Below are 18032 nucleotides of genomic sequence, written 5' to 3'. Positions count from 1 at the left end.
CGATGGACCCCACCAGCCCACCAGGTCGTTCCGTGGCCCCCCTGATTTCGGTCCAGAACCTCAGCAAGTCCTTCCCCGGCGTCAAGGCGCTGGACCGGGTGCAGTTCGACCTGCGCCCGGGCGAAGTCCATGCCCTGATGGGAGAGAACGGCGCGGGCAAGTCCACGCTGATGAAGATCCTGGCCGGCGTCTACCGCAAGGACAGCGGCGAGGTGCTGCTGGACGGCCAGCCGGTGGAGATCGAAAGCCCGGCGCACGCGCAGTCGCTGGCCATCGGCATCATCCACCAGGAGCTGCACCTGATGGGACACCTCACGGCGGCGCAGAACATCTTCCTGGGCCGCGAGCCGCGCAAGCTCGGCGGCCTGCTGCTGGACGACGAGCAGCTCAACCGCGACGCGCAGGTGCTGTTCGACCGCATGAACCTGGCGCTGGCGCCCACCACCGTGGTGGGCCAGCTGACCGTGGCGCGCCAGCAGATGGTGGAGATTGCCAAGGCACTGTCGCACAAGTCGCGCGTGCTCATCATGGACGAGCCCACCGCCGCACTGAACAACGCCGAGATCGAGGAGCTGTTCCGCATCATCCGGCAGCTGCGCAGCGAGGGCGTGGGCATCGTCTACATCTCGCACAAGATGGACGAGATCCAGCGCATCGCCGACCGCATCACGGTGATGCGCGACGGCACCTACGTGGCCACCGTGCCGGCCACCACGCCCATGGCAGAGGTGATCGCCATGATGGTCGGGCGCACACTCGACCAGGCGGACAAGCACATCCCCGACACATCGGCCAGCGAGGTGCTGCTGGACGTGCGTGGCCTCAACCGGGGCCGCGCCATCCGGGACGTGAGCTTCACCGTGCGGCGCGGCGAAATCCTGGGCTTTGCGGGCCTGATGGGCGCCGGCCGCACCGAGGTGGCGCGCGCCGTGTTCGGCGCGGACCCCATCGACTCGGGCGAGGTGCGGGTGCGCGGCGAGCCGATCCGGCTGCGCTCGCCGCAGGACGCGGTGCGCGCAGGCATCGGCTACCTGTCCGAAGACCGCAAGCACTTCGGTCTGGCCACGGGCATGGACGTGGAATCCAACATCACGCTGCCCAGCCTGCGGCGCTGGCTCAGGTGGGGCGTGTTCCTCAACCAGCCCGCCATCCGCGCCATCGGGCAGCAGATGGTGGCGAAGCTGCGCATCAAGACGCCCTCGCTCACGCAGACGGCGCGCCTGCTCTCGGGCGGCAACCAGCAGAAGGTGGTGATCGCCAAATGGCTGGTGCAGGACTGCGAGGTGTTGATCTTCGATGAGCCCACGCGCGGCATCGACGTGGGCGCCAAGAGCGAGATCTACAAGCTGCTCAACGAGCTGGCCGCGCAAGGGCGCGCCATCGTCGTCATCTCCAGCGAACTGCCCGAGGTGCTGCTGCTGAGCCACCGCATCGTGGTGATGTGCGAGGGCTGCATCACCGGCGAGGTGCCGGGCGATGCCGCCACACAGGAAAGCCTGATGGCCCTGGCCACCCGGCGCGATTGACCAGAGACCACCAGACCCCGCCATGACCGACAAAAACACCGCTCCCTCCTGGCTGGCCCGCCTCTCCGGCGGTCAGGCCAAACAGAAACTGCTGGCCTTTGGCAGCCTGATCGCACTGATCGTGGTGTTCAGCGTGCTCAAGCCCGATGCCTTCATGACGCAGGACAACCTCATCGGCATCCTGCAGTCCACCACGGTGATTGGCGTGCTGGCCATTGCCAGCACCTTCATCATCATCACCTCGGGCATCGACCTGTCGGTGGGCGTGCTGATGACCTTCTGCGCCGTCATGGCCGGTGTGTTCATGGTGAACCTGGGCCTGCCCATGCCGCTGGGCATCGTGCTGGCCATCGGCATGGGTGCGCTCTCGGGCTGCGTCTCCGGCCTGGCCATCACCAAGCTCAAGGTGCCGCCGTTCATCGCCACGCTGGGCATGATGATGCTGCTCAAGGGCCTGTCCCTGCTGATCACGCAGACCCGCCCCATCTACTTCAGCGACGTGGAGGGGTTCGACCAGATCTCGCTCGGCTCGCTGCTGGGCGACCTGATCCCGGCGCTGCCGATCCCCAACGGCGTGCTCATCATGTTCCTGGTGGCCGTGGTCGGTGCGGTGGTGCTGAACAAGACCGCGCTGGGCCGCTACACCTTCGCCCTGGGCAGCAACGAAGAGGCGGTGCGCCTGTCGGGCGTGAACGTGGACCGCTGGAAAGTCATCATCTACACCTTCTCCGGCGGCATCTGCGGCATCGCCGGCCTGCTGATCGCCTCGCGCCTGAACTCGGCGCAGCCCGCGCTGGGCCAGGGCTACGAACTCGACGCCATCGCCGCGGTGGTGATCGGCGGCACCTCGCTCAGTGGTGGCGTGGGCACCATCCTCGGCACCATCATCGGCGCCTTCATCATGAGCGTGCTGATCAACGGCCTGCGCATCATGTCCGTGGCGCAGGAGTGGCAGATGGTGCTCACCGGTCTGATCATCATCCTGGCGGTCTACACCGACAACCTGCGCCGCAACAAGCCATGAGGAGGCCGCCCCACGCCACAAGCCCTTGCCCTCGCACCCCCTTCCCTCTTTCGTGATTCCCCCCACCACAAACCACTTCAAACGGAGACAAACATGAACACCAAGAGAAAGCTGCTGGCCCTGACCGCCGGCCTGGCGCTGGCCGGCTTCACCAGCTTCGCATCGGCCCAGGAGGTCTACATCCCCCTGGTGTCCAAGGGCTTCCAGCACCAGTTCTGGCAGGCCGTGAAACAGGGAGCCGACCAGGCCGCCAAGGAGTACAAGGTCAAGGTGACGTTCGAAGGACCGGAGACCGAGCAGCAGGTCGACAAGCAGATCGACATGCTCTCGGCCGCCATGGCCAAGAAGCCCGCCGCCATCGGCTTTGCCGCGCTCGACAGCAAGGCGGCCATTCCGCTGCTGAAGAAGGCCCAGGCCGCCAAGATCCCCGTGATCGCGTTCGACTCCGGCGTGGACAGCGACATCCCGGTGACCACGGCCACCACGAACAACGTGGCCGCCGCGGCCCTGGCCGCCGACAAGATGGCCGAGAAGATCGGTGGCGAAGGCGAGGTGGCGGTGATCGCCCACGACCAGACCAGCCGCACCGGCGTGGACCGCCGCGATGGCTTCCTGAACCAGATCAAGGCCAAGTACCCCAAGATCAAGGTGGTGGACGTGCAGTACGGCGGCGACCAGCTGAAGTCGGCCGAGATCGCCAAGGCCCTGCTGCAGGCCCACCCCAAGCTCAAGGGCATCTTCGGCACCAACGAACCGGGCGCCATCGGCGCGGGCAAGGGCATCAAGGAAGCCAAGAAGAGCGGCATCGTGATCATCGGCTTCGACTCGGGCAAGGCCCAGAAGGACATGATCAACGACGGCACCATCGCCGGCGCCATCACCCAGAACCCGGTGGGCATCGGCTACAAGACCGTTGAGGCCGCGGTGAAGACGCTCAAAGGCGAGAAGCTGCCCAAGATCATCGACACCGGCTTCTACTACTACGACAAGTCGAACATGAACGACCCCAAGGTCGCTGCTGTTCTGTACGACTGATCCACCACCCACCCTCCCCGCACCGCTGGCGCGGCGCGGGGAGCCAACACCTCAAGGAACAACTGTGAAACTCTTGCGCTACGGATCCCCCGGCCAGGAAAAACCCGGCGTGCTCGACGCCCAGGGGCGCGTGCGCGACCTCTCCGGCGTGATCGCCGATGTGGCCGGCGCGGCCTTGCTGCCGGAGAGCCTGGCGCGCCTGCGCAGCCTCGACCTCAACAGCCTGCCGCTGGTGCCCGGCACGCCGCAGCAGGACCTGCGCCTGGGCGCCTGCGTGGGCCAGGTGGGCAAGTTCATCTGCATCGGCCTGAACTACTCGGACCACGCAGCCGAGAGCGGCATGCCAGTGCCGCCCGAGCCGGTGGTGTTCAACAAATGGACCAGCGCCATCGTGGGGCCCGACGACAACGTGGAGATCCCCCGCGGCTCGGTGAAGACCGACTGGGAAGTGGAACTGGGCGTGGTGATCGGCCGCGGTGGCCGCTACATCGAGGAAGCCGACGCGCTGTCCCATGTGGCCGGCTACTGTGTGGTCAACGACGTGTCCGAACGCGAATACCAACTGGACCGCAGCGGCACCTGGGACAAGGGCAAGGGCTGCGACACCTTCGGCCCCACCGGCCCCTGGCTGGTGACCGCCGACGAGGTGCCCGACCCGCAGGCGCTGCGCATGTGGCTGGAGGTGGACGGCAAGCGCTACCAGGACGGCAGCACCGCCACCATGGTCTACGGCGTGGCCTTCCTGGTCAGCTACCTCAGCCGCTTCATGAGCCTGCAGCCGGGCGACGTGATCTCCACCGGCACCCCGCCCGGCGTGGGCCTGGGGCAGAAGCCGCCGGTCTACCTGCGCGCCGGACAGACCATGCACCTGGGCATCGATGGCCTGGGGACACAGACCCAGAGGACCGTGCAGGCCTGACATGAGCACCATCACCGCCCTGCGCGTCGTGGACGTGCGCTTTCCCACGTCCCAGCATCTGGACGGCTCGGACGCCATGAACCCGGACCCGGACTATTCCGCGGCCTATGTGGTCCTGGAAACCGACCAGCCCGGACTGGAAGGCCACGGCCTGACCTTCACCATCGGGCGCGGCAACCAGATCTGCTGCGCCGCCATCGAGGCCATGCGCCACCTGGTGGTGGGGCTGGACATGGACTGGGTGGCCGAGGACATGGGCCGCTTCTGGCGCCGCATCACCTCCGACAGCCAGCTGCGCTGGATCGGCCCCGACAAGGGCGCGATCCACCTGGCCACGGGCGCCGTCGTCAACGCCGTGTGGGACCTGTGGGCCAAGCAGGAAGGCGTGCCGGTGTGGGAACTGGTGGCGCGCATGAGCCCGGAAGAGATCGTCAAGCTGATCGACTTCCGCTACATCACCGACTGCATCACGCCCGAAGAGGCGCTGGCGCTGCTCAAGGAGCGCGCCGTGGGCAAGGACGAGCGCTGGGCGCGGCTGCAGCGCGAGGGCTACCCCTGCTACACCACCTCGGCCGGCTGGCTGGGCTACCCCGACGACAAGCTGCGCCGACTGGCGCAAGAGGCGGTGGATGCGGGTTTCAACCACATCAAGCTCAAGGTCGGGCGCGACCAGGCCGACGACATCCGCCGTCTGCGCATCGCGCGCGAGGTGCTGGGGCCGGACCGCCAGTTGATGATCGACGCCAACCAGGTGTGGGACGTGCCACAGGCCATTGCATGGCTGGAGGAACTGGCTTTTGCCAAACCCTGGTTCATCGAAGAGCCCACCAGCCCGGACGACATCGAAGGCCACCGCCAGATCCGCGAGGCCATGCTGGGCAAGATGAAAGTGGCCACGGGCGAGATGTGCCAGAACCGCATCATCTTCAAGCAGCTCATCATGCGCGGCGCCATCGACGTGGTGCAGATCGACTCGTGCCGCCTGGGCGGTGTGAACGAGATCCTGGCCGTGATGCTGATGGCCGCCAAGTACAAGCTGCCGGTGTGCCCGCACGCGGGCGGCGTGGGTCTGTGCGAGTACGTGCAGCACCTGTCCATGATCGACTACCTGTGCATCGCGGGCACGCACGAGGGCCGGGTGATCGAGTACGTGGACCACCTGCACGAGCACTTCAAGGACCCTTGCGTCGTCCGCGGTGCCGCCTACATGCCGCCCACGGCGCCGGGCTTCTCGATCGAGATGAAGCCTGAATCCCTGAAGCAGTACGAGTTCAGGCCGGCCGCCGCATGAAGATCGACACCCACCAGCACTTCTGGCACTACAACCCGCCGGAGTTCCCCTGGATCAGCGAGGCCATGCCCGTCCTGCGGCGGGACTGCCTGCCGCCGGACAACTGCGCAGCCCTGCGGGCGGCGGGCGTGGACGCGGTGGTGGCCGTGCAGGCCCGCACACGGCCCGACGAGACCGACTTCCTGCTGCAGCAGGCCGAGCGCCACCCCGAGGTGCTGGGCGTGGTGGGCTGGGCCGATCTGGCGGCCGCCGATCTGGAAGCGCGGCTGCAGGCCTGGTGCGCCCACCCGGCCTTCAAGGGCCTGCGCCACATCCTGCAGGACGAGGCCGATGCCATGGCCTGGGTGGAAGCCCCGGCCCACCGGCTGGGCCTGCAGACCCTGCAGCGGCACCAGCGCGTCTACGACGTGCTGGTGTTCGAACACCAGATGCCCGCCGCGGTGGCCTTGTGTGCCCGCCACGACGCGCACTGGCTGGTGCTGGACCACGTGGGCAAACCCGCGCTGCGCGACTGGCGGGACGACACCGCCTCGCCCGCCTGGCGGCAGGGCCTGCGCGAACTGGCCGCGATGCCGCACGTGATGTGCAAGCTCTCGGGCCTGGTGACCGAGACCGACTGGCCGCACCGGCCCGACCTGACGCGCCAGGACGCCCACCACATCCTCGTGTGCTTCGACCTGGCGCTGGAGGCCTTCGGCCCGCAGCGCCTGATGTTCGGCTCCGACTGGCCGGTGTGCCAGCTGGCGGCGCCCTACGACCGGGTGCACGAGCTGGCCGAGCAATGGGCTTCCTCGCGCCTGAGCGCCGCGGAACAGGAGGCGTTCTGGAGCGGCAACGCGATGCGCTGCTACGGCCTGACACCGCCGGCGACCACGGCCTGACGGCCCCACCCTTACCCACCCATCCCCTCCCATGGACCTGCATCTGAAAGACAAGGTGGTCATCGTCACCGGTGGCGCCAGCGGCATCGGCGCCGCCATCTCGCTGACCCTGGCCGACGAAGGCGCCATTCCCGTCATCCTGGGCAAGAGTCCCATGACGGACGAGTTCATGGCGCAGCTGAAGGCCCGCACGGCGCAGCACCTGTTCGTGCAGGTCGAGCTCTCGGACGACGCGGCCTGCCGCGCGGCCGTGGAACAGACGGTGGCGCGCTTCGGCCGCATCGACGGCCTGGTGAACAACGCCGGCGTGAACGACGGCATTGCCCTGGACGCGGGCCGCGAAGCCTTCATGGCCTCGCTGGAGCGCAACCTGGTCCACTACTACGTGATGGCGCACTACTGCGTGCCCCACCTCAAGGCCACGAAGGGCGCCATCGTCAACGTGTCGTCCAAGACCGCCCTCACCGGCCAGGGCAACACCAGCGGCTACACCGCCGCCAAGGGCGCCCAGCTCTCGCTCACGCGAGAGTGGGCGGCGTCGCTGCTGGCTGATGGCGTGCGCGTGAACGCGCTGATCCCGGCCGAGGTGATGACCCCCCTGTACGAGCGCTGGATCCAGACCTTCGATAACCCCGCCGAGAAGCTCGCCAGCATCACGCGCAAGATTCCGCTGGGCCAGCGCATGACGACCTCGGAGGAAATGGCGCGCACCTGCGTGTTCCTGCTCTCCGACGCCTCCTCGCACACAACCGGACAGTGGGTGTTTGTCGATGGCGGCTACACCCATCTCGACCGCGCGCTGACCTGACTTTTCCCGGAGCCCCCCATGCGCCATGCCCTGGCCCTCGACCTGGTGGACGATCCCCAACGCATCGCCGAGTACGAAAAGGCCCACGAGCGCATCTGGCCCGAGGTGCGCGACCACCTGCGCGCCCAGGGCGTGCTGGGCATGGAGATCTACCGCCTGGGCACGCGCCTGTTCATGGTGATGGAGGTAGACCCGGCGGTGTACAGCGTCCAGGCCATGGCCGAGGCCTCGCGCGACAACCCGCACATCCAGCGCTGGGAAACGCTGATGTGGACCTACCAGGCGCCCACCCCCTGGACGCCCGAGGGTGAGAAGTGGGTCGAGATGAAACGGATCTTCGATCTCTCGACCCAGTGACACCGCTTGGGCGGTCCGCCGTCAGTCGCGGCCGGGCTACCCGAGAAAGAACGTCGGAGCGGCGGCCACTGCATGCTCATCGCCCTTCGCCGCGTCGGGTGGTCCACCTTTGCCCCACAGCACCCCGGCCAGCGGCATGTCCAGGAACTTCGCGCACATCGCGGTCGAGTCGATCATGGGCTGGGCCTTGGCGCGGTCGCCGTTGGTGGTGATGAGCCACAGGCGCTTGGTGCTCATCCGTGCCTTGAAATCCAGCCCCGGCACGCGCAGCCAGGCGCTCCAGTGGTCCAAGTAGGCCTTGAGCGTGCTGGGGAAGCTGAACCAGTAGACCGGCGCGACGAAAACCAGGTCGGTGCAGGCCAGGGTCTGGTCCAGCAGGCCGCGCATCACGCTGCCGTCCTCGGGCATGGGGTAGCTGCCCACGGTGTGGCGCTGGTCGACGAACTCGGGGATGCCGGCGCGGGCCAGATGCACCCAGGTCTGGGTGGTGTCGGCCGGCAGGCTGGCCGCGGCCTGGCGGGCCAGCCACTCGGTGTTGCCGACGTGGCCGGCTTCGCGGGTGGAGGCGACGAGGAAGAGGAAGTGTTTCGGATCGGTCATGGCAACATCCTGCCATGAACCCCTCCACGCACGACTTCCTCATCCTCGGCGCCGGCATCGCGGGTGCCTCCATCGGCCACTTCCTCGCGCCGTATGGGCGCTGCGCGATGCTCGAGCGCGAGAGCCAGCCGGGCTACCACAGCACCGGGCGTTCGGCGGCGCAGTTCATCGCCAGCTACGGGCCGACGCAGGTGCGGGCACTCTCGCGCGCCAGCGAGCCCTTCTTCCTGAACCCGCCACCGGGCTTCGCCGAGGCGCCGCTGCTCACGCCGCGCGGGCTGCTGACGGTGGCCGGGCCGGAGGAGATGCCTCACCTGGATGACGCCTGGGCCACGCTGCAGCAGACCAGCCCTCGCGGGCGCCGCCTGGGTGCCGATGAGGCCCTGGCCATGGTGCCAGCACTCCGGTCGGAGAAGGTGAGCGCTGCGATCTACGAGCCCGACAGCTTCGACATGGACGTGCACGCCATCCATCAGGGCTATCTGCGCGGCTTCCGGCGCGCGGGTGGCACGCTGGTGTGCGATGTGGAGGTAGTGACCATTGAGCGCCGTGGCGACCAGTGGCGTGTGCGCACGGCGGCGGGTGACGAACACGCCGCACCGGTGCTCATCAACGCCGCGGGCGCCTGGTGCGATGCGGTGGCGCAGCTGGCGGGCGTGGCGCCCATCGGTCTGGTGCCCAAGCGCCGCACCGCCTTCACCTTCCTGCCACCGGCCGGCACCGACACCGCGCACTGGCCGCTGCTGCTGGCCGCAGACGAGAGCTTCTACATGAAGCCCGACGCGGGCGCCCTGCTCGCCTCGCCGGTGAACCAGGACCCCACGCACCCGCAAGACGTGCAACCCGAGGAACTGGACATCGCACTCGGCCTGCACGCCATCGAGACCTGGACCACGCTAGCGCCGCGCCCCACCCACACCTGGGCCGGGCTGCGGTCCTTCGTGGCCGATGGTGAACTGGTCGGCGGCTTCGATGCGGCGGCCGATGGCTTCTTCTGGTGCGCGGCGCAGGGCGGCTACGGCATCCAGACCAGCGCGGCCATGGGCGAGGCCTGCGCGGCGCTGGTGCGCGGCCTGCCGCTGCCGGCCCACATCAGCGGGTGCGGTCTGACTGCGGAGATGCTGTCGCCCGCGCGGGCAACGTTGCGCGGCTGAACCGTCTGACAACGGTCATTGCACGGCAAAACGGAACGGCAGGTTCATGCGGACGGAGGTGGGCTTTCCGTCGCGCAGCGGCGGCTCGAACCGCCAGGTCTCCAGCGCTTCGGTCATCAACCGGACCAACTCCGGGTTGTCATCCGGCCTCGGCGTCACGCCAGTCACCAGCCCCTGCGGATTGATCGTGAACCGAATCAGGACGCTGCCCGAGTGCACTTTCGAAATCCATTTGGGGTAGTCGGGCGCTACCACGGTGATGGCCTTCAAGGGTTTGTCTAGAGACGGTGGGGACAACTTCTCGATCTCTTTCGCGAGGAGACGGTCCACCTCAGACGGACTGAACTCACCCTCCGCCGCCGAAGGCATCGAATAGCGCAGCAGAGGAGATCGGCACCCCTGCAAACCGAGGCCCATCACGGCCCACACGAGGCTTCGCCCCAAAAAATCTCGTCGCAGACGCACAGCAAACCACTCCCATTTTGACCACTCGACCAGCGCCACCCCTCGAAGGCGCGACGCACCCAAAAAACAAAGCAGCGCCCATCAGCCCATTGAGTGCAGCCCGACGCGGTTGCCTTCGGTGTCAATGAAGTGGGCGAAGAAGCCGAAGCCGCTGCCGATGTCGGTCTTGGGCACGGCCACCGTGCCGCCGGCCGGTTCCACCCTGGCCAGCATCACCGCCAGGTCGTCGCCGCCGTTGAGGTAGACCAGGGTGCCGCTTTTCGATGGCGCGGTGCCGTCGCCGTGCACGATGGCGCCGCCGACGCCCTCCGGGCTGCTGGAGAGAAAGCCCATGGTGGAAGGCCCCATGGTCATGGTCTCGATGGGGCGGCCGAGCACGGCCTCGTAGAACGCCTTGGCGCGGGCGAAGTCGTTGGCGGGAATCTCGAACCAGCTGATGGCGTGGGGACTCGCGGGCATGGGGACCTCCTTGAAAGAACAGACTGCTGACTGTGCCCGCCGGAGGCGGGCCGGTCAACCGGATCAACACCTCAGGTGCTGATCCACCAGAGGACCAGCAGGGCCAGCCCCATGAGCAGGTGCAGACGGACCGCCCACCGCACCAGCCCCCCGGTGACCGCCGCGCTCCGCGTGAGTGCGCGCACCCACAGGCCAATCAGGCCCGAGACGGCGTACACCACCGACCAGGCGAACCAGTAGACCCCCAGGCCCATGCAGCCGAAGCCCTCGCAGCGCATGCGCAGGCCGTAGACCACACCGACCACCAGGGCGACGAACAGGGCCAGGTACACCGCCGCTGCCGCGAGCACCAGTGTTCTCGATGGCGGACTGACCAACCCTTGGCCACCGCCCGCGGTCGGCCGGGGCACGCCCATCGCGTACAGCTTCTCCTCCACCGCCACCAGCCCCACCTGCCGCGCGGCCTGCAGCGGCGTCGCGGCATCGAACTCGGACGCCAGGGCCGGGTTGGCGCCGTGGTCCAGCAGGTACAGGGCCACCGCTTCCTGGCCCGCCAGAATCGCGGCCACCAGCGGCGTCGACAGGAACTCCGGGTGGGCGTAGTTCACGTCGACGCCGGACTTCACGTGGTGCTCCACCAGCGCCAGGTCGCCCTCGCAACCGGCGTTGAACATCTCCTTCCAGTCACCTCCAGACATACGCCTCCTCATGTTCGTCGGTGGTCGCCCGCAACTTGCGACCGGCGCGCAGTCTGACAGAGACTGGCCCGCACCTGGCCGGAACCCCTGGGGTTTCTGCAGGAACCGCAGGTGCTCCGCCGGTCGGCTGCGGCACACTGGCGTGCGCCATGGCCGCCACCCCCACCGCCACCGCTTCCGACCTCATCGTTGCCCGCCCCGAAGGCCTGTACTGCCCGGCGGGGGACTTCTTCATCGACCCCTGGCGGCCTGTGGAGCGGGCCGTGATCACGCACGGCCATTCGGACCACGCGCGCTGGGGCCATGCGCACTACCTGGCGCACACGCTCAGTGCGGGCACGTTGCGCCAGCGGCTGGGCGCCGACATCGCGCTGCAGACGCTGGACTATGGCGAGGTGATCGAGCACCACGGTGTGCGACTGTCGCTGCACCCGGCCGGCCATGTGCTGGGGTCGGCCCAGGTGCGGCTGGAACATGGCGGCCGCGTGTGGGTCGCCTCGGGCGACTACAAGACCGAGGCCGACGGCACCTGCACCCCGTTCGAGCCGGTGCGCTGCGACACCTTCATCACCGAATCCACCTTCGGCCTGCCCATCTACCGCTGGCCCACGCAGGCGGTGCTGTTCGACGAGATCAACGCCTGGTGGCGACGCAACGCGGACGAGGGCCGCGCCTCGGTGCTGCTGTGTTACGCCTTCGGCAAGGCGCAGCGGCTGCTGCACGGGGTGGACGCCAGCATCGGCCCCATCGTCGTGCACGGCGCGGTGGAGCCGCTGAACGCGGTGTACCGCGCGGCCCACGTGCACCTGCCGCCCACGCACCGCGTGACCGAACTGGACAAGACCGCGCTGCAGCGCGCGCTGGTGCTCGCCCCACCGTCGGCCCAGGGCACGCCGTGGATGAAGCGCTTCGGCGCCGACGCGGTGGACGCTTTCGCCAGCGGCTGGATGCTGGTGCGCGGCACGCGGCGGCGGCGCGGGGTGGACCGGGGTTTCGTGATGTCCGACCACGCCGACTGGCCGGGGCTGATGAGCGCCATCAAAGCCACAGGCGCCGAACACATCCGCGTGACGCACGGCAGCGTGCCGGTGCTGGTGCGCTGGCTGACCGAGCAGGGCCTGGACGCGCACGCCTTCGAGACCGAGTACGGCGACGAGGACGCAGCGGACAAAGCGCAGCCCGAGGAGCCGGTGGCATGAAGCGCTTCGCCGCCCTCTACCGTGAGCTGGACGCCAGCACCGCCACGCGCGAGAAGCAGGCGGCGCTTCAGCGCTACTTCAACGAAGCGCCCGCTGAAGACGCGGCCTGGGCGGTGTACTTCCTGGCCGGCGGCAAGCCGCGCCAGACGGTGCCCACGCGCGCGCTGCGCGAGTTGGCGCAGGCGGCCGCCGGTCTGCCTGAGTGGCTGTTTGAGGAGAGCTACCAGACCGTGGGCGATCTGGCCGAGACCGTATCGCTGCTGCTGCCGCCGGCCGCCGCGCCGGTGGACCGCGGGCTGGCCGGGTGGCTGACGCGGCACCTGCTGCCGCTGCGTGGTCTGCCGCCCGAAGCCCTCGCCGAACGCCTGCGCGAACAATGGGACGCCCTGCCCGACGACCAGCGCTTCGTCTACTTCAAGCTCATCACCGGCGGCTTCCGCGTCGGCGTGTCCAAGCTGCAGGTCACGCAGGCGCTGGCGACGGTGGCCGGCGTCGACGCCAAACGCGTGGCGCAGCGGCTCATGGGCTACACCCACATCGGCGCCCAGCCCACCGCGGCCGACTACGCGGCGCTGGTGGCGCCGGAAAGCGCCACCGAACAGAACCAGCAGACCAGCGGCCAGCCCTACCCCTTCTTCCTCGCGCATCCGTTCAACGAAGCGCTGGAACGCTTCGACGAGCTGCTGGGCCCGCCCGCCGACTGGCAGGTGGAATGGAAGTGGGACGGCATCCGCGCGCAACTCGTGAAGCGCGCGGGCCAGGTCTGGCTGTGGTCTCGCGGCGAGGAGCTGGTGACCGAGCGCTTCCCCGAGCTCGCCGCACTCGGCGAGGCCCTGCCCGAGGGCACGGTGCTCGACGGCGAGATCGTTGTGTGGCGCGAGGGCAAGCCGCAGCCCTTCGCCGACCTGCAGAAGCGCATCGGCCGCAAGACCCTGGGCCCCAAGATCCTGCGCGAACTGCCCGTGGCGCTGCTGGCCTACGACCTGCTCGAACACGGTGGCCAGGACCTGCGCGAACAGCCGCTGCACACCCGCCGCGCGGCGCTGGACGCGCTGGTGCAGGACCTGAACCACCCGCTGCTGATCGCCAGCCCGCTGCTGACCGGCGACTCCTGGACCCAACTCGCGGCCCTGCGCGAACAGGCGCGCGAACGCGGCACGGAAGGCTTCATGCTCAAGCAGCGCGCCAGCGCCTACGGCGTGGGCCGCACCAAGGCCGCCGGCACCTGGTGGAAATGGAAGATCGACCCCATGAGCGTGGACGCGGTGCTGATCTACGCCCAGCGCGGCCACGGTCGCCGCGCCAGCGTGTACAGCGACTACACCTTCGCGGTGTGGAACGCACCGCCCGGCACCGAAGGCCGCGCGCTGGTGCCGTTCGCCAAGGCGTACTCCGGCCTGTCGGACGCCGAGATGGCGCGGGTCGACGCCATCATCCGCGCCACCACCATCGAGAGCTTCGGCCCGGTGCGCAGTGTGCGCCCGACCCTCGTCTTTGAACTGGGCTTCGAGGGCATCGCGCACAGCCCGCGCCACAAGAGCGGGATCGCGGTGCGCTTTCCGCGCATGCTGCGCTGGCGCGAGGACAAGCCGGTGGACGACGCCGACACGCTGCAGACGCTGGCGGCGCTGCTGCCGACCGCCAGCGCCTGAACCGAGCACCACCCGGCACCAGGAGATGGTGGGTGCGCAAGGTGGCTATGCGGCTTGTGGCAACAGAAAGCCGAAACGGGTGCCTCGCATCGGTTCGGAATGCACCTGCACCGCGCTGCCGTGAAGATCGAGGATGCGCTTGACGATGGCCAGGCCGAGGCCTGAACTGGCGCCGGCTGCACCGTCGTCGGGATCTGCGGCCCGCCAGTAGCGCTCGAAGATATGCGGGAGGTGTTCGCTGGGAATGCCTTTGCCGGTGTCGCTGACGCTGATCTCCATGTAAGCACCGTGGTTCTCCAGCGCCAGGCTCACCGAGCCTCCCGTCGGTGTGTGGCGCAAGGCGTTGTCGACCAGGTTCTGCAACACACGCTCGATCATGGCAATGTCCGCCCGCACCCGGGCCTTGCCGTGGCTGCCAGCGGAGAACTCGACCTTCACGCCGCGCGCCTCGGCGGTGAGCTGGTAGTTCTGCACCACGTCCTGGAGCAGTTCGGCCAGGCAGAACACTTCTGTCTGGGGCTTGGAGCGATCGGCATCGAGTTTGGACAACTCAAACAGATCGGCAATGCGCTTGCCGAGCAGGTCTGCGTGCCGCAGCGCGGTACGCAGGTGCCTGGTGCGGGATTCGACGTCGATGCCATCCCCACGCAGCATGACCGTTTCCACATAGCCCCGGACGTTGGAAAGCGGTGTGCGCAGGTCGTGCGAAATGTTGCTCACCAACTCGCGCCGCTGGCGGTCGCTGTCTTCAAGCTGCCGGAACTGCTCGACGATGCGGTCCTGCATGTCGCGCACCGATGCATGCAGCACCTCGATCTCGTCCCCGCGTCCGGTGATGGCGTTGGGGCTGCCTTGTGGCCGGAACGCACACAGCTCGTCCGTCAGTCTGCGCAACGGTCGCGTCAGGTGATGCCACGCCAGCCAAAGCACCAGCGCCGCGAGCGCAGAAACCGCGGCGGCAGCCACCGCCATGGCCTGCAAAGTGCCGGAATTGACCAGGCTGGTGGCTTCGGCCTGTGCCAGGCGGCTGTTGAGGATCATGTAGAGGTAGCTACCCACATGGCCATCGGCGTTCAACAGCGGGGCGACCGAAAAGACCGTGTCCTGCCCGGGTGCCAGCGGGTTGGAGCCCATGACCGGCAGGCGCACAGCGTCTCCTTCCGGCGCTTCCAGAAGTTGACGGACCGGTCGCAGGTCAACCGATGCGCCGACGGGGTCGGTGTGCTGCAGTCCTTCCAGGGCATGGGCCAACACCCGGCCTTCGAGGTCCAGAAAGTACACCTCCACGGCAGGGTTGATTTTCATGACGTGCATGGCCAGTTCCTGCACCCGGTCGCTGCGGGGATGACCTTGCGCGTCCAGCAAGCCGGGCTCCTGATGCGCGGCAACGTACTGCGCAAGGCCCAGGTTCATGCGCTGGCTCGCTTCCAGGGCGTTCTGTGCACTGAAGTGCTGGAGCAGCAGGTACATGCAGACACCCAGCAGCAGCATCAGGGGGGCGGTCAGTGCCGCAGCCCGCACATGCAGGCGTCGCCATGCAGGCACCGGAGGCCGGGTCGGGATGGGCATCATGCGGGTGCTTCGAAACGGTAGCCCACACCCCATACCGTGTGGATGAACCCGGCGTCTGTCCGCTCGTCGCCCAGCTTGCTTCGCAGCCGGTTGATGTGGCTGTTGACGGTGTGGTCGTAGCCATCGTGACTGAGGCCCCACACCTCGTCGAGCAGCTCGCTGCGGGTGAAGACCCGACCTGGCTGCTGCATGAAATGCCAGAGCAGATCGAATTCGCGCGGCGCCAGCGTGATTTCCGTCTGCCCCAGCCAGGCACGGCGCTGCAGGCGGTCCACCTTGAGGTGACCCTGCACGAGCGTGGTGGGCTTCTGTGAATTGGCGTCATTTCGCGCCGCCGTGGTGATGGCCGAACGCCGCAGCAGTGCCTTCACGCGCGCCTGCAGCTCGATCACGCTGAAGGGCTTGGTCAGGTAGTCGTCGGCGCCCAGCTCCAGGCCGAGCACCCGGTCCAGCTCCCCGCTGCGCGCGGTCAGCATCAGGATGGGCACCGGCGAGAGCTTGCTGCGCAGTTCGCGGCACAGGTCCAGGCCGTTCAGACCCGGCAGACGGATGTCGAGCACGATGGCATCCCACTGCCGCTGCATCGCAAGGTCCAGGCCACCCAACCCGTCATGGGCGATGGTCACGTTGGCGGGCAGTTCCGACAGGTGCAGGGCAATCAGATCGGCAATGTCGCGCTCATCCTCGATCACCAGGATGTTGCGGACCGCCGAATCGGCCCGAGGGGTCGTGGGGTGCGGGCTGAAAGTCCCGGTGGCGATTGCGTGGTTCATGGCTTTGGCGTGCTTCGGCGTGTCCATTCCGATTCGAGGCGCTCCAGATCGCCGGCCCAGTCGATCAGGGCGCTGCTGATGACTTCGGCGTCCTGGTCGTGGAACGCGGCGGTTCGATCCGCCTGCCGGGCCAGCCAGCGGTCACGCCGCCTGAGCAGTTGCTCGATCACCGGCAGGTACATCTGGACGAAGCCCGCCAACCACTGGCTGGAAAGGGCATGGCGTTGGGCGCTGCCCAGGTTCAGCCCCTGCAGCCAGTGAAGGATCGTCGGCGTGTCCAGCCAGTGACCGCCGGTCACCCAGCGGTTCACGGTGAAGATGGACACCGGCAGGCCCCTCGCATCCAGACCGATGGCGATCAGATGCGAGGGATCCGTGCGAATCCAGTGGTCTCGGTCTCGCGCCCTGCGCTTCCGTCCGGACCGGGTGGCATGGGCAAACACATGCACATGGCCATGCTCCAGGCCGTCGTCGCGGTGGCAATGGTAGAAAAACTGATAGCCGTGCTGCACATCCTTCACGTCAGCAGGCGGGTAGTGCTCCATGGCCACCACCGGTACACCACCCACCCAGCTCTGGATCAACGAACCATCCTCGGCGGTGGCCTGGGCAAAGCCCTGCAGGCTGAACTGCGCGGCTTGGAAGCTGCGACGCAGTTCAGCCATGGACAGGCGTTTGAGCGGCAGATGCATGGGGTTCTGTCGCTGTGGGCGGCGAAACCTTACGCGTCACTTCTTGGCGCCGCAGGCTCCGCACTTCTTGGCACAGCAGGCTCCGCACTTTTTGGCGCAGCAAGCGCCGCATTTTTTGGCACCGCACGCGCCACATTTCCTGGCGGTGCAGCCACCGCATTTTTTGCCGGCGCAAGCGGCAGCGGGGCGGCAGCGTGCGGCGCAACCTGCGCTGGCGCAACCAGCCAGAGCGGATGTGGTGACCACCGCCGTGGCCAGAGCGCGGGAGAGATGGGAGGCGAGTGAACTCATGGTGATGTCCTTGATGGAGTGGAGGGAACGAGAAAAGAAAGACAGGGTTGGGCCCAGGGCAACCCTGCCTACTGGTCCTTCAGGGTGATCCAGTTCTTGGTGGCCTGTGTGATGTGACCGGGTATGTCGACCTGCCAACGCTTCTGTACGGCCGGACTCAGGTTGAGATACAGCTTGCCGTCCACGATGGCAAAGGCGCTCGGGTCGATGTCCGGTTTGACACCCTGCGCAACGCCGTAAGCGCAATACCCGCCAAACTGCGGCTCGTAGCGCTGCGGGTCGTCCGCAAAGGCCTTCTGGTGGGCGACCGACGAAAACCAGTACACCGCCCCGTTGAACCGGGTGCTGAACTCCGGTTTGCCCTTGACCGGCTGCCCGACCTCGAAGTACGCCACCGGGTCGTACCCTTTCAAGGCCACCCCTTGTGCATCGACGTTCACCGGTCCTGCGGCGAACGCGACCGTGGGCGATAACGCCAGCAGCGCGGCCATCGCCAGCCAACGGCGGCGCCGCAGGTCGTGGGTGGGTGGCGGCATTCCAGATGGGTGTTGGGTGTTCATGCGCCGCAGTTTGCGGAAACCCCGTGCCCAAGTCCTCACCGAATCGTCACGGACTTCTCATGAATTGGGGGGCCGA

At 67.8% G+C, this 18032-nt stretch carries 19 protein-coding genes; 11 read left to right on the top strand and 8 right to left on the bottom strand.

Features of this window, described 5'->3' with window-relative positions; genetic code table 11:
- Positions 1-2: 2 nt before the first annotated feature.
- The 8 genes from ACFOPI_RS05950 to ACFOPI_RS05915 all read left to right on the top strand — a co-directional run bounded on the left by ACFOPI_RS05950 (position 3) and on the right by ACFOPI_RS05915 (position 7841).
- Complete coding sequence (locus ACFOPI_RS05950; protein ID WP_382172080.1) at positions 3-1526, top strand: sugar ABC transporter ATP-binding protein; 1524 nt, start codon at positions 3-5, stop codon at positions 1524-1526.
- 22 nt (positions 1527-1548) lie between these two features.
- Positions 1549-2550 carry an ABC transporter permease gene (locus ACFOPI_RS05945; RefSeq protein ID WP_382172077.1) on the top strand — a complete coding sequence of 334 codons (1002 nt, stop codon included), beginning with the start codon at positions 1549-1551 and terminating at the stop codon, positions 2548-2550.
- A 93-nt stretch (positions 2551-2643) separates the two neighbouring features.
- Positions 2644-3585, top strand: coding sequence for an ABC transporter substrate-binding protein (locus ACFOPI_RS05940; protein ID WP_382172074.1), 942 nt, complete (start codon positions 2644-2646; stop codon positions 3583-3585).
- A gap of 64 nt (positions 3586-3649) precedes the next feature.
- Positions 3650-4504, top strand: coding sequence for a fumarylacetoacetate hydrolase family protein (locus ACFOPI_RS05935; protein ID WP_382172071.1), 855 nt, complete (start codon positions 3650-3652; stop codon positions 4502-4504).
- 1 nt (position 4505) lies between these two features.
- The gene (locus tag ACFOPI_RS05930; RefSeq protein ID WP_382172068.1) at positions 4506-5795 is read left to right on the top strand and encodes an L-fuconate dehydratase; all 1290 of its coding nucleotides are present in this window, start codon (positions 4506-4508) and stop codon (positions 5793-5795) included.
- Positions 5792-6676 (top strand): amidohydrolase family protein, encoded by an 885-nt coding sequence (locus ACFOPI_RS05925; protein ID WP_382172066.1) that lies wholly within the window; start codon positions 5792-5794, stop codon positions 6674-6676. The genes ACFOPI_RS05930 and ACFOPI_RS05925 overlap by 4 nt, the downstream gene beginning before the upstream one ends.
- 31 nt (positions 6677-6707) lie before the next feature.
- Positions 6708-7484 (top strand): SDR family oxidoreductase, encoded by a 777-nt coding sequence (locus ACFOPI_RS05920; protein WP_382172064.1) that lies wholly within the window; start codon positions 6708-6710, stop codon positions 7482-7484.
- An 18-nt stretch (positions 7485-7502) separates the two neighbouring features.
- Complete coding sequence (locus ACFOPI_RS05915) at positions 7503-7841, top strand: L-rhamnose mutarotase (RefSeq protein WP_382172061.1); 339 nt, start codon at positions 7503-7505, stop codon at positions 7839-7841.
- A gap of 36 nt (positions 7842-7877) precedes the next feature.
- Here the strand turns inward: ACFOPI_RS05915 and ACFOPI_RS05910 are convergent, their stop codons facing one another.
- Positions 7878-8441, bottom strand: coding sequence for a flavodoxin family protein (locus ACFOPI_RS05910; protein ID WP_382172059.1), 564 nt, complete (start codon positions 8439-8441; stop codon positions 7878-7880).
- Between the two features lie 14 nt (positions 8442-8455).
- Between ACFOPI_RS05910 and ACFOPI_RS05905 the strand changes: the two genes are divergently transcribed.
- On the top strand, positions 8456-9595 hold the full coding sequence (locus tag ACFOPI_RS05905; RefSeq protein ID WP_382172058.1) for an NAD(P)/FAD-dependent oxidoreductase: 1140 nt from the start codon (positions 8456-8458) through the stop codon (positions 9593-9595).
- A 15-nt stretch (positions 9596-9610) separates the two neighbouring features.
- Here ACFOPI_RS05905 and ACFOPI_RS05900 read toward each other — a convergent pair whose 3' ends face one another.
- From ACFOPI_RS05900 to ACFOPI_RS05890, 3 genes are all read right to left on the bottom strand, one after another.
- Positions 9611-10099 carry an energy transducer TonB gene (locus ACFOPI_RS05900; protein WP_382172056.1) on the bottom strand — a complete coding sequence of 163 codons (489 nt, stop codon included), beginning with the start codon at positions 10097-10099 and terminating at the stop codon, positions 9611-9613.
- Between the two features lie 42 nt (positions 10100-10141).
- Positions 10142-10519 carry a VOC family protein gene (locus ACFOPI_RS05895; protein ID WP_382172054.1) on the bottom strand — a complete coding sequence of 126 codons (378 nt, stop codon included), beginning with the start codon at positions 10517-10519 and terminating at the stop codon, positions 10142-10144.
- Positions 10520-10590: 71 nt separating this feature from the next.
- The gene (locus tag ACFOPI_RS05890) at positions 10591-11217 is read right to left on the bottom strand and encodes a hypothetical protein (RefSeq protein ID WP_382172052.1); all 627 of its coding nucleotides are present in this window, start codon (positions 11215-11217) and stop codon (positions 10591-10593) included.
- Between the two features lie 149 nt (positions 11218-11366).
- On the opposite strand from ACFOPI_RS05890, the gene ACFOPI_RS05885 reads away from it, so the two are divergent.
- Together ACFOPI_RS05885 and ACFOPI_RS05880 are read left to right on the top strand one after the other, a co-directional pair.
- Complete coding sequence (locus tag ACFOPI_RS05885) at positions 11367-12416, top strand: ligase-associated DNA damage response exonuclease (RefSeq protein ID WP_382172049.1); 1050 nt, start codon at positions 11367-11369, stop codon at positions 12414-12416.
- Entirely contained in the window at positions 12413-14068 is a 1656-nt protein-coding gene (locus ACFOPI_RS05880) for an ATP-dependent DNA ligase (protein ID WP_382172047.1), read from the top strand. Before ACFOPI_RS05885 ends, ACFOPI_RS05880 begins: the two co-directional genes overlap by 4 nt.
- A 45-nt stretch (positions 14069-14113) precedes the next feature.
- Here ACFOPI_RS05880 and ACFOPI_RS05875 read toward each other — a convergent pair whose 3' ends face one another.
- The 4 genes from ACFOPI_RS05875 to ACFOPI_RS05860 form a co-directional block, all read right to left on the bottom strand.
- On the bottom strand, positions 14114-15640 hold the full coding sequence (locus ACFOPI_RS05875) for a sensor histidine kinase (protein ID WP_382172044.1): 1527 nt from the start codon (positions 15638-15640) through the stop codon (positions 14114-14116).
- Positions 15637-16413 carry a response regulator transcription factor gene (locus tag ACFOPI_RS05870; protein WP_382172042.1) on the bottom strand — a complete coding sequence of 259 codons (777 nt, stop codon included), beginning with the start codon at positions 16411-16413 and terminating at the stop codon, positions 15637-15639. Before ACFOPI_RS05870 ends, ACFOPI_RS05875 begins: the two co-directional genes overlap by 4 nt.
- Positions 16410-17105 carry a DUF6969 family protein gene (locus tag ACFOPI_RS05865; RefSeq protein ID WP_382172039.1) on the bottom strand — a complete coding sequence of 232 codons (696 nt, stop codon included), beginning with the start codon at positions 17103-17105 and terminating at the stop codon, positions 16410-16412. Before ACFOPI_RS05865 ends, ACFOPI_RS05870 begins: the two co-directional genes overlap by 4 nt.
- Positions 17106-17464: 359 nt before the next feature.
- Positions 17465-17956 carry a YHS domain-containing (seleno)protein gene (locus ACFOPI_RS05860; protein WP_382172036.1) on the bottom strand — a complete coding sequence of 164 codons (492 nt, stop codon included), beginning with the start codon at positions 17954-17956 and terminating at the stop codon, positions 17465-17467.
- Positions 17957-18032: the final 76 nt, after the last annotated feature.

The organism is Hydrogenophaga luteola (assembly GCF_042648585.1).
In the GTDB taxonomy this organism is placed as follows: Bacteria; Pseudomonadota; Gammaproteobacteria; order Burkholderiales; family Burkholderiaceae_C; genus Hydrogenophaga; species Hydrogenophaga luteola.
The sequence above is the reverse complement of the archived record's forward strand: the minus strand, read 5'-3'. Positions and strand labels throughout refer to the sequence as shown.